At 73.8% G+C, this 15538-nt stretch carries 16 protein-coding genes; 7 read left to right on the top strand and 9 right to left on the bottom strand.

Annotated features, from left to right (window positions below; genetic code table 11):
* Nucleotides 1-61: 61 nt before the first annotated feature.
* Nucleotides 62-754 carry a TetR/AcrR family transcriptional regulator gene (locus tag DEI81_RS02895; RefSeq protein WP_111009018.1) on the bottom strand — a complete coding sequence of 231 codons (693 nt, stop codon included), beginning with the start codon at nucleotides 752-754 and terminating at the stop codon, nucleotides 62-64.
* 191 nt (nucleotides 755-945) lie between these two features.
* Nucleotides 946-1302, bottom strand: coding sequence for a PRC-barrel domain-containing protein (locus DEI81_RS02890; protein WP_111009335.1), 357 nt, complete (start codon nucleotides 1300-1302; stop codon nucleotides 946-948).
* Between the two features lie 156 nt (nucleotides 1303-1458).
* Between DEI81_RS02890 and DEI81_RS02885 the strand changes: the two genes are divergently transcribed.
* Nucleotides 1459-3168: an AarF/ABC1/UbiB kinase family protein gene (locus tag DEI81_RS02885; RefSeq protein ID WP_181435310.1), complete on the top strand. Its 1710-nt coding sequence runs from the start codon at nucleotides 1459-1461 to the stop codon at nucleotides 3166-3168.
* A 12-nt stretch (nucleotides 3169-3180) separates the two neighbouring features.
* Here the strand turns inward: DEI81_RS02885 and DEI81_RS15935 are convergent, their stop codons facing one another.
* Entirely contained in the window at nucleotides 3181-4035 is an 855-nt protein-coding gene (locus DEI81_RS15935) for an NAD(P)-dependent oxidoreductase (RefSeq protein WP_181435309.1), read from the bottom strand.
* Between the two features lie 166 nt (nucleotides 4036-4201).
* Here DEI81_RS15935 and DEI81_RS02875 point away from each other — a divergent pair, with 166 nt between their 5' ends.
* Entirely contained in the window at nucleotides 4202-4846 is a 645-nt protein-coding gene (locus tag DEI81_RS02875; protein WP_181434812.1) for a ScbR family autoregulator-binding transcription factor, read from the top strand.
* A gap of 147 nt (nucleotides 4847-4993) precedes the next feature.
* Here the strand turns inward: DEI81_RS02875 and DEI81_RS02870 are convergent, their stop codons facing one another.
* Entirely contained in the window at nucleotides 4994-5845 is an 852-nt protein-coding gene (locus DEI81_RS02870; protein WP_181435094.1) for a ScbA/BarX family gamma-butyrolactone biosynthesis protein, read from the bottom strand.
* A 521-nt stretch (nucleotides 5846-6366) separates the two neighbouring features.
* Between DEI81_RS02870 and DEI81_RS02865 the strand changes: the two genes are divergently transcribed.
* Entirely contained in the window at nucleotides 6367-6963 is a 597-nt protein-coding gene (locus tag DEI81_RS02865) for a hypothetical protein (protein WP_146244002.1), read from the top strand.
* A 326-nt stretch (nucleotides 6964-7289) separates the two neighbouring features.
* On the opposite strand, the gene DEI81_RS02860 is transcribed toward DEI81_RS02865, so the two are convergent.
* Both DEI81_RS02860 and DEI81_RS02855 read right to left on the bottom strand, forming a co-directional pair.
* Nucleotides 7290-7928, bottom strand: a complete 639-nt coding sequence (locus tag DEI81_RS02860; protein WP_111009013.1) for a histidine phosphatase family protein — start codon at nucleotides 7926-7928, stop codon at nucleotides 7290-7292.
* Nucleotides 7929-8080: 152 nt separating this feature from the next.
* Nucleotides 8081-8485: a ribonuclease E inhibitor RraB gene (locus DEI81_RS02855; RefSeq protein WP_181435093.1), complete on the bottom strand. Its 405-nt coding sequence runs from the start codon at nucleotides 8483-8485 to the stop codon at nucleotides 8081-8083.
* Between the two features lie 203 nt (nucleotides 8486-8688).
* Between DEI81_RS02855 and DEI81_RS02850 the strand changes: the two genes are divergently transcribed.
* Nucleotides 8689-9315: a GIY-YIG nuclease family protein gene (locus tag DEI81_RS02850; RefSeq protein ID WP_375334756.1), complete on the top strand. Its 627-nt coding sequence runs from the start codon at nucleotides 8689-8691 to the stop codon at nucleotides 9313-9315.
* 30 nt (nucleotides 9316-9345) lie between these two features.
* On the opposite strand, the gene DEI81_RS02845 is transcribed toward DEI81_RS02850, so the two are convergent.
* Both DEI81_RS02845 and DEI81_RS02840 read right to left on the bottom strand, forming a co-directional pair.
* Nucleotides 9346-10257, bottom strand: a complete 912-nt coding sequence (locus tag DEI81_RS02845) for a zinc-ribbon domain-containing protein (protein WP_111009333.1) — start codon at nucleotides 10255-10257, stop codon at nucleotides 9346-9348.
* A 46-nt stretch (nucleotides 10258-10303) separates the two neighbouring features.
* Complete coding sequence (locus DEI81_RS02840) at nucleotides 10304-10606, bottom strand: metal-sensitive transcriptional regulator (protein WP_111009011.1); 303 nt, start codon at nucleotides 10604-10606, stop codon at nucleotides 10304-10306.
* A 76-nt stretch (nucleotides 10607-10682) separates the two neighbouring features.
* Here DEI81_RS02840 and DEI81_RS02835 point away from each other — a divergent pair, with 76 nt between their 5' ends.
* The 3 genes from DEI81_RS02835 (at nucleotide 10683) to DEI81_RS02825 (ending at nucleotide 14158) form a co-directional block, all read left to right on the top strand.
* The gene (locus DEI81_RS02835) at nucleotides 10683-10910 is read left to right on the top strand and encodes a heavy-metal-associated domain-containing protein (protein WP_111009010.1); all 228 of its coding nucleotides are present in this window, start codon (nucleotides 10683-10685) and stop codon (nucleotides 10908-10910) included.
* Nucleotides 10907-13081 carry a cation-translocating P-type ATPase gene (locus tag DEI81_RS02830; protein WP_111009009.1) on the top strand — a complete coding sequence of 725 codons (2175 nt, stop codon included), beginning with the start codon at nucleotides 10907-10909 and terminating at the stop codon, nucleotides 13079-13081. The genes DEI81_RS02835 and DEI81_RS02830 overlap by 4 nt, the downstream gene beginning before the upstream one ends.
* A gap of 93 nt (nucleotides 13082-13174) precedes the next feature.
* Nucleotides 13175-14158 (top strand): L,D-transpeptidase family protein, encoded by a 984-nt coding sequence (locus DEI81_RS02825; protein WP_111009008.1) that lies wholly within the window; start codon nucleotides 13175-13177, stop codon nucleotides 14156-14158.
* A 45-nt stretch (nucleotides 14159-14203) separates the two neighbouring features.
* Here DEI81_RS02825 and DEI81_RS02820 read toward each other — a convergent pair whose 3' ends face one another.
* The gene (locus tag DEI81_RS02820) at nucleotides 14204-15421 is read right to left on the bottom strand and encodes an MFS transporter (RefSeq protein WP_111009007.1); all 1218 of its coding nucleotides are present in this window, start codon (nucleotides 15419-15421) and stop codon (nucleotides 14204-14206) included.
* Nucleotides 15422-15538: the final 117 nt, after the last annotated feature.

Raw genomic sequence — 15538 nt, 5'->3', positions numbered from 1 at the left:
CGGGGGCGGCGGGGCGACCGATGCTACGCCTCCCGGCCCGCGTGACGATCGTGGGCGGCGGTCAGCCGACCAGTCGCCGCAGCCGACGACGGATGCGGTCGACGTCGTCGCACCCGGCCTCCTCCATCGCCTCGATCGCGCGTTCGGTGGCGGACGCGAGGGCCGCGGGGGTGGCACCGAGCGTCGCGTAGCGGTCGAGCGCGTTCGACACGGCCCGGGCGACGAAGCCCTCGTACTCGCCGAGCGACTCAGCGAGCTCGTGGAGGCCGACGAACCCGGCGACCATCAGGTGCGCCTCGAACGGGATGTCGACCTCGGGCGGGGCGTCCCCGATGTCGACCGCGCGCTGCAGCGTGGTCGCGCACAACTGGATCCACCCGACGTACGGCACCGGCAGGTCGATGTCGATGAGTTCGGCCTCGCGCTCGAGCCGCACGACGGCCCGACCGATGGGGTCCGACTGCTCCTGCATCGCGACGAAGACGGTCGACAGGGCGAGTTCGTCGAACGGGGGACGATCGGCGGCCGGCAGCGCGGCGAACACGCCCTCCTGCGTGAAGGACACGTCCATGATCGCCTGGACCATGTCGGTCTTCGACGCGAAGTGGTAGCTGACGAGGCTCTTCGCCACCTGCGCCCTGGCCGCTACCGAGGCGTAGGTCGTCGCCTGGTAGCCGCGTTCCCCGAATTCCAGGGCTGCGGCCTCGAGGATGGCGTCCCTCGTGCGTCGGCGTTGGTCCTCACGCATGCCCATGGCAGACCACCGTAGTGGCAGGAGCGATGAGGGACGCCGCCCCGGCCTGGTTCCCGTCGATTTCCCAGGACGGGCGTCCTGTGGGAGACTTCGAGCACAGGCGCGGCTCCGGCCGTGCGACGGCCGTCGAGCGGCCGGATGGACGTGCCGATGTGGGGGGACGTCCAGGGCCCGCTCGACGGTCGTCGGGGTCAGCGGCGCCCGAGTCGCCGTTCGCCGCCCGCACCGGCCTGGTACACGAGGCCGTAGTGCTGGTACAGCGTCGGTTCGACCGACGCCTCGAGCTCGCCGTCGGTGTCGATGGACGGCGCGTCCTTGACGAGCTTCTTGTCGTAGGTCACCTTGAGGTGCTTGGGCGACACGGTGGCGCCGTCGAGGGGCACGAACACGAGTCGCTGCCGACCGATCAGACCGATCTGGACGCTCGCGAACGCCGGCTGCGACGTCGCGGTGTCGAAGTAGATGCTCTCCAGGCTGCCGATCCGGTCGTCGCCGGCGTCGACGACCGGCTGCCCGATCCAGTCGCGGATGTTCTCGGCCTCGAACACGTCGTTCCTCTCCCCGCGCCGGAACGATTCGGGCGCGGTGCCGCAGACGGTAGTCCCGGTGCGGGCGTCGTGTCGCCGGTGCGCCGTGTCGCCGCTGCGCCGTGTCGCCGCTGCGCCGTGTCGTCCGTGCTCAGGGTCGCGGTCCAGGATCGGGTCTTGACGGACCGACGAGCGACCCTGCCGCGCCTGGCCGACCTCGCCCAGGGCGACGACACCGCGACGGGGACGCTCCGCGACCGTGCTCGCCGGTTCGCGGAGCTGCTCGGCATCGCTCGGCGCAACGGGCTGCTGCCGTTCGGCCGCCTCGACTTCTCGCGGTCCCCGGGAACGGCCGGTCTCCGGGTCGAGCAGGCGACCGGGTTGCGGCGCGCACTCGAGGAGGCCGGCGGCGCGTTCGTCAAGATCGGTCAGCTGCTCTCGACGCGTGACGACCTGCTGCCGGACGAGTGGCGCGCCGCCCTCGCCGATCTCCAGGAGGACGTCACCCCCGCGCCGGCCGACGCGGTCGCGGCCCTCCTCCGTGAGGAGCTCGGTGCGCCCGTCGACGAGGTGTTCGCCGCGTTCGATCCCGTCCCGGTCGCGGCCGCGTCGATCGCGCAGGTCCACCGTGCCCGCCTCCGGGACGGCCGGACCGTCGCGGTCAAGGTGCAGCGACCCGGCGTCGCGGTCGTGATCCGCCGCGACGTCGACATCGCCCTGCGGGTCACCCGGTTCCTCGCGCGCACCTCCGCCCAGGCACGTCGGCTCGGGGTGGAGGACGCCGCGGCCCAGTACGCGACGGACCTCGTGCGGCAGGTCGACTTCGGCCGCGAGGCGACGAACCTCGCCGCACTCCGCGCGACGCAGGCGCGCAGTCGTCGTGCCGCGGAACTCCACCTGCCCGAGCTCGTCGACGAGCTGAGCTCCCGCCGCGTGCTCGTCATGGAGTTCCTCGACGGTCGTACGCTCGCGACGGCCCGCGCGGACGGGGCCGACACCGCGTCGCTGGAACCACTGATGCGGACCGTGGTCCGCGCCTTCATCCGGCAGGTGGTCGTCGACGGGGTCTTCCACGCGGACCTGCACCCCGGCAACATCCTCGTCATGCCCGACGGGCGGCCGGCGCTCGTCGACTTCGGATCGGTCGGGAGGCTCGACCTCACCCTGCGCGAGACCGTCCAGGAACTGCTCGTCGCCTACCTGCAGTCCGACACGCGCGGCATCGCCGACGGGGTGCTCCGGCTCGCCCCGCTCGCCGACCCCGTGGACGAACCGGCGTTCCGACGGGACATCGCGACGTTCGTCGTCGACGAGCTCGGACCCGGAGCCCGCATCGGGATCGACACGGTCGACGCCGCCGTCGAGGTCTTCGGCCGCTACGGCATGGCGGTCCCCGCGGAGTTCGTCGCGGCCGCCCGGGCGTTCGCGATCCTCGAGGGCACGCTACGCACCGTCACGCCCGCGTTCGACCTGCTCGAGGAGGCCCGGACGCTCGCCCGCGACCAGATCCGGGACCAGGCGACCCCCGCCGGGGTCCGGGACCTCCTCGTCCGTGAGGCACTCGCGGTGCTGCCCGGACTCCGGCGCCTGCCCCGCCGCGTCGACCGCATCGGGGAAGCCCTCGAGACCGGTCACCTCAACGTGAACGTGCGTGTGCTCGCCGACCGACGCGACCGACGCCTGGTCGCCGGTCTGGTCCGTCGAACGGTCTGGACGGTGCTCGGGGCGCTCGCGGGCATCACGGCGGTCGTGTTCCTGGCGGTCCCGCGACCCGTCCACCCCGGCGCGCTGACCCCGGCGGCGGCGGGCTGGGTGCTCGTGGTGGTCGCCGTGGTGTCCCTCGGCGCGACCGCGATCGACGCGGCGCTGGCCCGGCGTCGCGAGTGACGCCGGCCGGATTCACCCCGCGAGGGACCGGTACCAGTCGCGGTCCTCGGCGTCGAGCTCGAGCGTGCCGAGTGGCTCCGGGTCGGCGACGTCGAACCACGCGTCGTCGAGCAGCATCGCGAGTTGGTGGGAGCTGAGACCCCGACCGGCGGCGCGATCGCGGAACTCCTCCACCGACACGACCGGGGGCAGGGAGCGGCCGAGCACCTCGGCGGCGGTGACCACGACCTCGCCCGCGGCCACGGGCGGATCGGTGTGGACGGGGACGACGCCCGATGCGCGCGTGAGGGCGGCGGCCGCGATGCGGCGGCCGAGTGTCCGGACGTGCACGACGCTCACCCGCGCCTCGGTGTCCGGAACCGCCCCCACGGCCGTGACGAGGCGCAGCGCCGACGGGAACACCCATCGGTCCCCCACCCCGTGGACGACGTTCGGGCGGACGACGGCTCCGCCAGCTCCGAGGACCAACCGCTCCGCCTCCGCACGGCTCACGGAGGTCGCGGACTCGGGCCTCGCACCCGGACGCGGACCGCCCCGGTGCGGCCCGGAGCCGAACACCGCCGCGGTGGACACCAGGACCACGCGCGCTCCTGCCTCGGCCGCCGCCTCGACGACGATGCGCGTGCCGTCCACGTTCGTGCGGCGGACGGCGTCGTCGTCCCCGCCGATCGCGACCGCGCTGTGCACGACGGTCTGCACACCCGCGACCAGGCGGGCCACGGCCTCCGGGTCGAGCAGGTCCCCGGACACCGGGGAGAAGGCGGCGTTCTCGGGCACCGCACGACGCACGAGACCGCGGACCGGCACGGCCTCCGCCACGAGCGCGTCGACGACGCGTCGCCCGATGAACCCGAGCGGACCGGTCACCGCGACAGGTGTCGAGGAGGACAGCGAGGAGGACATTTCGGGGGACGATTGCACGCTGGGGGCCATCCATTCACGTCGAGGGGTGTCGTGCGGACGGTAACAGGACCTGAGCGTGGCTACCATGTCGGAGCGGCCGTCGGGGCCGTTGGGAGTCGGAGGGGACACCATGGCCCAGCAGGAGCGCGCCGTCGTCACGCGCGACAAGATCGTCCGGAGCGCCGCGACGATCTTCGAGCAGCGCGGGTACGCGAACGCGTCGCTCGACGTCGTCGCCTCGGAGGCGGGCGTCACCAAGGGTGCGCTCTACCACCACTTCAAGTCGAAGGAGGAGGTGGCGAACGCGGTCATCGAGCTGCAGTACGAGATCGCGCAGTCGTACGGCGAGCGGGTGTTCCTGCTCGGACGCACCGCGCTCGAGCGGATGATGTGGATGTCGCAGACCTTCGCCCAGCAGATGAAGGACGAGGTCGTCGTGTCCGCCGGGGTGCGGCTCACCACCGAGGCCGGCGGCAACGGTCTCGAGCGCGAGGCGCCGTACGCGGGCTGGATCCACACGGTCGAGGGGCTCATCGCGGCGGCGGTCGAGGAGGGCGACATCCGCGCCGACGTGGACCCCACGCGCCTGGCGGCGTTCCTCATCCCCGCGTACACGGGCGTGCAGCTCGTCTCGGACATCCTGCACAGCCGCGAGGACCTCTTCCAGCAGCTCGAGAACATGTGGACGATGTTGCTCATCCCCGCGCTCGTGCCGGCCGAGCGGCAGCCGCTCGTGGCGGACCTCCCGGCCCGCATCATGCGTTCGGCGGTCTGACCGCACGCCCCACGGCACCGCTCTGTCGGGCGGTGCGGCTCGGCCGGGCGGTGCGACGAGGCCGGGCAGTGCCGCTCAGCCGGACAGTGCCGCTCAGCTGGGCAGTGCCGCTCAGCTGGGCAGTGCCGCTCAGCGGGGCAGTGCGACTCAGCCGGGGAAGGCGGAGGCGCGGACGCGCGACACGACGACGCCGTCCTGGCACAGGACCGCGACCTCGGTGCCGTCCTCGCGCTCGAGCGTGATCGTCACGGGACTCGTGAGCTCCGCGTGGGCGAGGAACTCGACCGTGACCTCGCGGGGCGTGTGCGTCGGATCGTCCGCGTGGGCGCGGAAGGCCTGCAGCGCGGCCTCGAGCACGACCATGCCCGGCACGTGGTCGAGCGGGTGGTCGAAGTACACCGGGTTCGTGGCGTCGAGCGAGAGCTCGAACGCGTCGCTGCCCGCGGCACCGGACAGCAGGACGAAGTCCGGCGTCGGCGCGCCCACCAGCCCGTGCGCGGCCGGACTCGGGCGAGGCGGCAGGCGATCGACGTCCGCTGAGGACGGCGCGCCCTCGCGCATCCGGCGGTACACGGGTCCGGGGATGGTGCGGGCACGACCGCCCCCGCGGGCGAGGACGTGGTCGCCGTCGCGGACCGTGAGCATCGAGTCGTAGGACGCGGCGACGCCCTTGCGCTCGACGAGCTCCGAGACCACGACGTCGATGGTCGGCGATCCGGGGCGGTCGGAGCGGCGGACCGCGTCGTCGGCGACCTCGACGCGCATCGACTCCATCACGAACGCCTGTCCGAACGGCACCCCGAGGTGCAGGTGCGCGAGTGCGATCGCGGTCTGACGGAGCGTCTCGAGCGCGAGCGCGGGTCCGACGGCGACGTCGTCCGTGCCCCACGGTCCGAAGTACGCGTGCCGCCTCGGCCAGTGCACGTCCGCCACGAAGGTGCTGTCGCTCGTCCGCTCGAGCGCAGTGAGCAGCACCTCCGTCAGCTGACGGCGGTGCACCAGGGCTCCCGGGAGGAGATGCGCGTGAGGGGACAGGTCGGTCTCTCGGGTTCGCGTACTGGACGTACGTTCGGTGGCGGTCATGAGCATCGTATGGGGCAGCGGTCCGTCGCGACACCACCCGTTCCACACGGTCGCGCCGCCCCGACGGCGACGTGCACCTCGCGCGGGGTACACGACGCGTGTCGTGCGGCACCACGCCCTCGCCGTCGTGCTGCCCGCGCGCCCGGAGTGCCGCGGATCGCGAGGAGCGGGACGTCCCGCCGTCCGGGGTCCGCGCCTGCCCGGTCCATGGGCGGAGCGGTACACGGGGACGGGCTGCGTCCCCCGTTTTGGGGTCGAACCCCCGTCCTCCCCGAGCGCCGCCGGACCGACACCCCCGGAGTGGGGCCAAGAAGCATACCCAACAGTACGGTTTTGCCGTTACGCTGCTGGTGATCGGACGGAACGGCACCGGTGTCGTGGTCTCAGGGGTGGTACCGGCGTCGTCCCCGTCCACCGCCGACCGACCCGGAGCCGACATGACCACAGCGCGCGTCACCGCACCGCGGAGCAGCACGATGCTCCTCGGTGGCACCGCGCTGGTGGTGGGCGCCCTGCCCAGCGTCATCGCCCAGCTCGCCGGTCCCACCGGCGGTCCCACCGGACCGTCCGGTCAGGCGTCGTTCGCGATGCTCGGTGGTGCCGCGACCTTCATGGCCGCGTTCGTGCTCGGGTTCGGCGACGGCGGCGCATGGGACGCCGTCCGTGGGTCGTGGATCGGGCGGGTCTCGTTCGCCGTGTTCGGCGGCGCCGGCCTCCTGGTCGGGGTCGTGCCGCTGCTGCCCTCGCCGCCGATCGCGTCGGCCGGGGTCGTGGAGGCCGGCCTCATGGTGACGGCGGGAGCCGCGGCGGTGACAGCCGCCGTCGTCGTGCGGAGGGTCGCTGCGACACCACGCCGCATCTCGGTCGTCGTCGCCGCGATCGGCGCCGCCACCGCGGCGTCCGGACTCCTCGCGCTCGCGCCGTCCACGGGGCACCTCGCTCCGTTCGCCGCGGTCGCCGCAGGGTTGCTCCAGGCCGCGGTCGGCGCTGTCGTCCTCCGGCAGCGCCGACGGAAGGGTCGGCCCGTGCCGTGAGCCAGACCTCCAGCGTCGGTCATGCACGCGCTCCTGGTGGATGCTTCCCCCCTGCACCCGTCGGGACCGCGATCGACACTGGACCAGCCCGCCACCAGGCGGGCCCACAGGGCGACCGAGCCGTGTTCGGGTCATGGCGCGATCGTCCGCGTGGACGCCCCGTCGCACGTCGCGACGCCGGGCACCGGAGGGTCCGGGTGCGTTCGGGTCGCGCCCGGACCCTCTCCACGCTCATCGACTCGGGTCGGGGGCGGCGTCGGCCGGGAGGCGCGGCATGGGTCGCCGAGGCGTGGTCTCCGACCGTCGTCAGATCCCGCCAGCCACGGTCAGATGACGCCACCGGCCGCGTCGGTCGCGCCCGCGGTCACTCCGGCACCCTCCCAGGCGACGCAGGTCCACCCGTCGTCCGGTGACCCCTGGAGCTCGACGACACCCGTGTTGCCGAGGACGTGGTCGGCCACGAACGCGAGGTCCACGTTGTCCACCCGGAGGCCGACCCACGCCCGGATGGCCGCGCCCGAGCTCACGGCGACCACGACCTCGTCGCCGGCGGTCGCGATGCGCTCCACTGCACCGTCGAATCGGTCGAGGAAGGTGCGGCCCGTGATGGCGCCGGGCATCGCACGGTCGAGGTCCCCCGCGACCCACGCACCGATCGTGCCGTGGTACCGCTCGACGGCGGCACGGTCGTCGTGACCCTCGAGCTCACCCGCCTCGATCTCGAGCAGGCCCGGGAGTTCCACCGCGACCAGGTCACGCCCTTGGAGGAGCGGGGCCGCGGTCTGGTGCGTCCGGACGAGCGGTGAGACGTAGACGGCGTCCAGCCTGCGGCTCACGAACGATGCCGCGAGGGCGTCGGCCTGCTCGCGTCCCGTCGGGGTGAGGTCCGGACCCGGGACGCGGGTCTCGAGGCGCTTGACGACGTTCGTGGGGGTCTCCCCGTGGCGGATCAGGAACAGCTGCACGAGGGACAGCGTAGGGAAGCGGCGGCGCGGTGTGCGCGCCGCCGCTTCCGCGTGTCGGCGCCGGAGGACCTCCCGGCGCCGTGCTCCCCGCCGCGCGCGGCCGCCTCGGGCCCGGTCGCGATCAGCGGTGTCGTGGTCGGTCGACGTCGTCGTCAGAGCCGAAGTGCATGCGAGGGAGCGGGCGCGTCGACGCCGTACTCCCAGCCGTCGTAGTCACCGTGGTGGTGACGGGCCAGGTCGGTGAAGAACCGCCGGGCGTCGGACACCGTGCGTTCGTCGATCACGGAGACGGTGCGGACCGCGATCACGGCCCATCCGTCCTCACCGACGGCCCGGCCGAGGCGACGGATGCCCCATCCGGACTCGCGCATGCGGTCGGCCGCTGCTCGGGCGTCCCGCTCGGTGTCGCAGTACCAGAAGTGCAACCACGGTCGTGCCGTGGTGACCGCGCCCGACACGGTCGCGAGCGACGCGCGGTCAGCGGCGGTGAGGAGCGCCTCCCCCGCGCTGCCGCTCGTGCGCCGACCGAACTCCCAGATCTTCCCCATGGCCGTCATACAACCATGCGTGAGCATGGTTCAGGAAAAGGATACTCGGTATGCTTTCCCGGTCCCCGTGTTTCCGCGGGAGTCGGCCTTCCTGGACTCCGTACGGCAATCCGATTCCCAGCCATTTCCGAGCGGAGTGGAACGGACCGCCGTGCCGTGCACATCGGGTGCGGGAGCGCCGTCGCGTCGGGGGTCCGCCGTACCGTGCGAGGGTGACGAACCACGACGGGATCGACGACCGTGGCCACGGGACCGCCGCGCGACGCTCGCTGGGAACACGAGCGGCCGCCTGTGCGGGTCCGGTGTGCGGCTCGTCCTGCCGCCGCCCGGTCCCTCCGGACGCGCCCGTCGCGCTCTGCGCGCAGCACCTGGCCGTGGCGGCCGAGTGGGCCGGCGCCACGGGCGGTGTCGACGACGTCCTCCCCGCGCCGTGCGCCGCCTGCGGAGCACGGACCGGCGTGCGGTATCCGTCTGGGTGGGTCTGCGGGGTGTGCGAGTGGCGCGTCGGGGCGGTGCCCGACGGCGAGGCACGTCCGCCACGCGTCGACGTGGTCTACTACATCCGCTTCGAGGAGCGCATCAAGATCGGCACCTCCGCCAACCCCCGCCAGCGGCTCGCCCGGCTCTGGCACGAGGAACTCCTCGGGTTCGAACGGGGTGGGCGCGCCCTGGAACGCGCCCGACACCACCGGTTCGCGCACCTGCGGTACCCCGGGTCGGAGTGGTTCAGGATCGAGGACGACCTCCGCCAGCACGTCGGCCGCGTGACGGACGGCCAGCCGGCGCCGTGGGACCTCTACACGCGCTGGGTGAGCGAGGCCGTCGCGCTCCGGACCTGATCTCGGGCCCCGTGCGGACCGTGCCCGGTGTCAGTCGCGCAGGTAGGCGTCGACGAGCAGGTCCCCGCGCACCGCCCGCAGTTCGTCCACGAGCCGGGCGAGCGTCCGCCGGGACCACCCGCCGGCCTCGATGTCGTGCGGCCCGAGTGCCGGGAGCCGTCCGGTCCGGATGCGGATGACCTCCCACCCCGCGGCTCGGAGGGCACGGTCCTTCCGGCGGTCGGCGTCCTCACGGCGGCCCACGTGCTCGAGACCGTGGCGTCCCGTCGAGTCGTACTCGATCGCGACGCGGAGCTCCGGGAGCACGACGTCGGGCCACGCCTCGAGGTGGTCGAAGAAGGGTCGGGCGAGACGCACCGCGTTGTCGCCCTCGGTGTGCTCGAGCCGCGCGCGGAGGTCGGCACGCAGCTGCGCCTCCACCGCGGACGCCGGGCGCGGGGCGCACGCACTGCGGAACGGGGTCCCCGCCGGGAGGTCGGGGGTCCGGGTGCAGACGTCCCGGCCACGACGTGTGGGTCGAGCCGGACGCGTCGCGAGCGGAGCGGGCGCACGTGGTGCGTCGGATGCCGGCCCGGTGACCCCGCCCCGACCCGTGGCCGACACCACGGCGGGGTGCAGCAGGGTCAGCGGTCCGCGGGGTCGGGCTTGCGCGGCACACTCGGGACACCACGAGGACCGCCGGCGCTCCCGGCCGGGACGGGACCGCTGTTCGCTCGGTGTGGCGACGAACACGTGGCCGGCGTCACACTCCCAACACAGGAAGACGTCGGCGGCGGGCGGGATCTGGCTAAGGACGATGCCGCTGTTGCGGTCGGGGTGGTACTGGCGCACGAGGACCGGGAAGGAACGCCATGCCTCGCGGAACTCACCGACGGCGTAGGGCACGTCGCGCCCGCGCGACCACTGCCGTCGCGCCCACCACACACCCACCGGTTCGGCCACGGACTGCAGCGTAGGGAGCACCACCGTCACCGGCGGCCGCGCCCGATCAGGAGCGCACGAGTCGCGCGATCGCCGCCGATGCCTCTCGGATGCGCTCGTCCGCGGCATCACCGCCCTCCGCGACGGCGTCGGCGACGCAGTGCGCGAGGTGGTCGTCGAGCAGTCCGAGGGCGACCGACTGCAGGGCCTTCGTCATCGCGGAGACCTGGGTCAGGATGTCGATGCAGTACTGCTCCTCGTCGACCATCCGCTGCAGGCCGCGCGCCTGCCCCTCGATGCGCCGGAGCCGTTTCAGGTAGTCGTCCTTCGCGGAGATGTACCCGTGGTGGTGCGTGGTCTCGTCGGTCATGCCGTGCCTCCCGGTCGTTGGCGGTATCGTGGTGCGGTACCCCGCCAGGGTATCGCGATGACCGAGGGAGACGAGCATGACCGAGCCGACGACGACCGACTACCGGATCAGCGGGATGACCTGCGAGCACTGCGTCATGAGCGTCGACGAGGCGTTCCGCGAGCTCCCGGGCGTCCTCGGCGTCGTGGTGGACCTGCAGGTCGGCGGGATCTCGACCGCGACGGTCACGAGCGAGCGTCCGCTCGGCGACGCCGAGGTCGCGGCCGCCGTCGACGACGCGGGGTACGCGCTGGCGGAGGCATGAGCGACACCGCCGCACCGGTCGACCTCGCGATCGAGGGCATGACCTGCGCATCGTGCGCGAACCGCATCGAACGCAAGCTCAACAAGCTGCCCGGCGTGGCGGCGAGCGTCAACTACGCGACCGAGACCGCCACGGTCCTCCTCCCGCCGGAGATCGGGGTCCCCGACGCGATCCGGACGGTCGAGGCCGCCGGGTACCACGCGCACCTGCCCGAACCGGACGTCGAGGAACGGGACCCCGCCCTCCCCCTGCGTCGCCGACTCGCTGTCTCCGCCGCGCTCGCCCTGCCCGTGGTCGCGCTGTCGATGGTGCCCGTCCTGCGGTTCCCCGGGTCGACCTGGGTCGCGCTCGTCCTGGCGCTCCCGATCGCGGCGTGGGGCGCGTGGCCGTTCCACCGGTCGGCGGTCGTGAACGCCCGACACGGCGCCGCGACGATGGACACGCTCGTGTCGCTCGGGGTGACCGCCTCCCTGCTCTGGTCGGTCTGGTCCCTGATGGCCGGTCTCGCCGGCCGGGACGGGGCCGGGACGCACTCCTACGCCGAGGTGGCCGCGGTCGTGACCGTGTTCCTGCTCGCCGGCCGCGTGGCCGAGCTCCGGGCCCGTCGTCGCTCGGGGGCCGCGTTGCGGGCGCTCCTCGACCTCGGCACCCCGACCGCCCGCCTGCTGCGCGACGGTCGGGAGGTCGAGGTGCCCACGACGGCGCTCCGCGTCGACGACCGGTTCGTCGTCCGTCCCGGCGACCGGATCGCCACCGACGGTGTCGTCGTCGAGGGGACCTCCGCCGTCGACACGAGCATCATGACGGGCGAGTCCGTGCCCGTCGAGGTCGCGGTCGGTGACGCCGTGACCGGCTCCACCGTGAACGTCGGCGGGGCCCTGGTCGTCGCCGCGACGAGCATCGGCGCCGACACCGAGGTCGCGCGGATCGGTCGCCTCCTCGTCCGCGCCCAGACGGGGAAGGCGTCCGTGCAACGGCTCGCCGACCGGGTCTCCGCGGTGTTCGTCCCCGTCGTGATCGGCCTCGCGCTCGTCGCGCTCGTCGGCTGGCTCGCGATGGGGTCCGGAACCGGTCCGGCGGTCGCCGCCGCCGTCGCGACGCTCGTGATCGCCTGTCCCTGTGCCCTCGGTCTCGCCACGCCCACGGCGTTGCTCGTCGGGACCGGCCGTGGATCGCAGCTCGGGGTGCTCATCACGGGCCCGCAGGTGCTCGAGGTCACCCGGCGCGTCGACACCGTCGTGCTCGACAAGACCGGCACCGTCACCACCGGTCGCATGCAGGTCCGGGAGGTCGTGCTCGCGCCCGGCACGGGGACCGACGAGGAGACCGTGCTCGCCCTGGCCGCCGCCGTGGAACGTCGGTCCGAACACCCGGTCGCGCGCGCCCTCGTGGAGCGCGCGGGTCACGACACCGCTGCGACCGTCTCGGCCTTCCGCTCCACCGTGGGATCCGGCGTCGAGGCCGTGGTCGACGGCGCCGTGGTCCGCGTGGGTCGTCCAGGCTGGGTCACGGGGCTCGGAGCGACACCCCTGCCGGCAGCACTCGTGGCCGACGTCGAGCGGGCGACCGCGACCGGGCGGACCGTCGTGGCGGTCGCACGCGACGGCCACGTCCTCGGCCTGGTGTTCGTCGCCGACGCGGTCCGCCCGACGAGTCGCGCCGCGGTCGAGCGGTTGCGACGCATGGGTCTCCGGACGGTCCTGCTCACCGGCGACGGGCAGGAGGTCGCCCGTGCCGTCGCCACCGAGGTCGGCATCGACGAGGTGGTCGCCGAGGTGCGACCCGAGGACAAGCACCGCGCCGTGACCGACCTGCAACGTGCCGGGGCGGTCGTCGCCATGGTCGGGGACGGTGTGAACGACGCGGCCGCGATCGCCGCCGCGGACCTCGGCATCGCGATGGGCACGGGGTCCGACGTGGCGATGGACGCCGCGGACGTGGTCCTGGTCCGGAGTGACCTGGCGGCCGCGGCGGATGCGATCGCCCTGAGCCGACGGACACTCCGGACGATCCGCGGCAACCTGTTCTGGGCGTTCGCGTACAACGTCGCCGCGCTCCCGCTCGCCATGGCCGGGCTGCTCGACCCCATGATCGCGGGTGCCGCCATGGCCGCGTCCTCGGTGTTCGTCGTCGGCAACAGTCTGCGGCTCCGCCGGTTCCGGCCCGCCTGACCGTCCGGAGCGGCGGCGGACGACGGGGCACCCGCGGACGACAATGGACCTGGCGCACGAGGGTCGAGGGCCCCTCGTGCCGGAGGGGGAACAGTGGACACGACCGATCACGTCGACGAGCCGGGCGACCAGGCCGACGCGCTGCGGGCCTCCCGGTCGAGGCGGCGGCAGCGTCCGCTGCTCGTCGCGGTGGGCGTCGTCGTCGTCGGGCTCGTCGCGGTGGGCATCGGGGTCGGCGTCACCCACGGGCGTCCGGCCACGCCCGTGACGACCCCCACCGCCGAGGCACGCCGCATCACCCCGACGCCCGCGCCGACACCCACCCTCGCGGCCGTGCCGCCGCCGGTCGGTCCCCAGGCCCTCGCGGCGCTGCCGTTGGCGTACTACGACGCCGTCATCCCCGGCCTGCTCGACGGCACCACGGCCCACCCCGCGAACCAGTGGGAGATCGCGACACCGAGGCAGGCGCTCGTGCCGCTGTACGCCAGCCCCGCCGCCGACAGCGCGCCGATCGCAGCGCTCGGCGCCACCGTGCCGACCGTCAACCGGCCAGCGGCCACGGCGGTCTGGGGACGCTCCCCCGGTGCCGACGGCGGGATGGTCCTGGTGTCCACGCCGTCACGGAAGAGCACCCCTGGCACGAACGGTGTGGCCACCGCCCCGAGCGCGACCTTCGCGTGGGCGCGGGCGGCCGACTTCACCCTGACCCGGACGGACCGGATGATCCGGGTCGACAACGCGACCTCGACGATCGCGATCGTCACCGAGAGCGGTGCGACGGCCACGAGCGAGGCCGCCCGGCTGGGCACACCGACCGATCCGACGCCCGCCGCCACCTCGACGTACATGGAGGCGGACTACGTCGACACGAGGATCGCGTACACCGAGGGCCACCCGATCGCCCTGACCGGGGCGCACTCCGCCCTGCTTCCCGGGTACGGGGGGAACTCCGCCCTGACGGCGCTGCACTACTACCCGGACCCCACGGGCAGCTCCCACGGCTGCGTCCGGATCTCCGCCGCGATGACCGCCGCGCTCGCGACCCTGCCGGTGGGGACGCCGATCCAGTTCACCTGACGGCCGTGCGGTCAGCCGTCGTGCTGGTCGCCAGGGCGGGGAGCATCAGCCGATGACCCGGCGGCGCCCGGCGAGCAGGCCGAGCCCGGCGAGCGCGACCTCGAGCACGAGCAGCACCACGAGTGCCGGTCGCCAGGAACCGACCGCGTCGTGGAGGGCGCTCACGGCGATCGGTCCGGCCGCGGCCAACAGGTACCCGACGGTCTGCGCCATCGCGGACAGCCCAGCCGCCTGTCGGTGGTGCTCGGTGCGGAGGCCGAAGAACGACAGGGCCAGCACGATGCACGCTCCACCGGACACACCGATGAGGCTGTCCCACACCGCGGCGAGGTGCGGGTCCACGAGCTGTCCCGCCATCGCCGCCACGAAGAACAGCGGGCTCACCGACGCCAGGATGCGCTGGTCCCGGAACCGCGGCAGCGCGGCGGAGCACAGGAGGCTGCCCGCGATGGCGAACGCGTTGAGGAGGAACTGGTGCACGCCCGCCGCGGCGGCGCTCACCCCGGCGGTGCGTTCGATCGTCGGCAGCCACGTGATGACGACGTAGTAGCCGACCGACTGGAGGCCCATGAACGCCGTGACCTGCCATCCGAGCGCCGAGCGCCACGGTGACCGGTGGGTCGGGTCCGGGTGCCGGACGTCGTCGAGCGCGACGTCGTCCGCGGCCGGCGGCACGACCGTCCGGGCCCGGAGCTGCGGCGCGAAGACGGCCAGCGCGACGAGCGCGAGACCCGCCCAGAGCCCGAGCGCGAGCCGCCAGCCCGAGCCGTCGGACCCGGCGACGGGGACCGCGATCCCGGCCGCGATCGCGGCGAACGTCGACTGCACGGCGGAGTAGGCACCCGTGACCTGCCCGATGCGGTCGGGGAAGTCCCGCTTGACGAGCGCGGGCAGTTCGACGTTCACCACCGCGATCGCGACGCCGAGCAGGACGGTGCCGACCCACAGCAGCGCCGGTCCGGGCACCGAGCGGAGGACGATCCCGACCGCCAGGGCGGCCAAGGACACCCCGAGCGTGCGCTCGATCCCGAGGGCGCGTGCGATCGCGGGCGCGACCGGTGCGACGGCCGCGAACGCGAGCAACGGCAGGCTGATGAGCGCCGACGCCGTCGCCGAGGGAAGGTGCACCGATTGCTGCACGTCGGCGAGCACCGGCCCGACCGACGTGATCCCGGCGCGGAGGTTCGCGGCGACGAGCAGCAGGCCGACCAGGACGAGGCCGGGACGGAGCACCCGTGAGGGCGAGGTGGAGCGGTGGAGCACGGCAGTGACGCTACCCCGCTCCGGCCCTCCGACGTCGGCGGGACCCCTTCCCGTTGCGCCCGGGCCGGACCGCGCCGGGCCGGACCGCGCCGGGCCGGACCGCCGGACCTGGACCGT

Source organism: Curtobacterium sp. MCBD17_013, from assembly GCF_003234565.1.
Classification (GTDB): Bacteria; Actinomycetota; Actinomycetes; order Actinomycetales; family Microbacteriaceae; genus Curtobacterium.
Note: the sequence above shows the minus strand (reverse complement) of the source record. Positions and strands in the feature narration are given on the sequence as shown.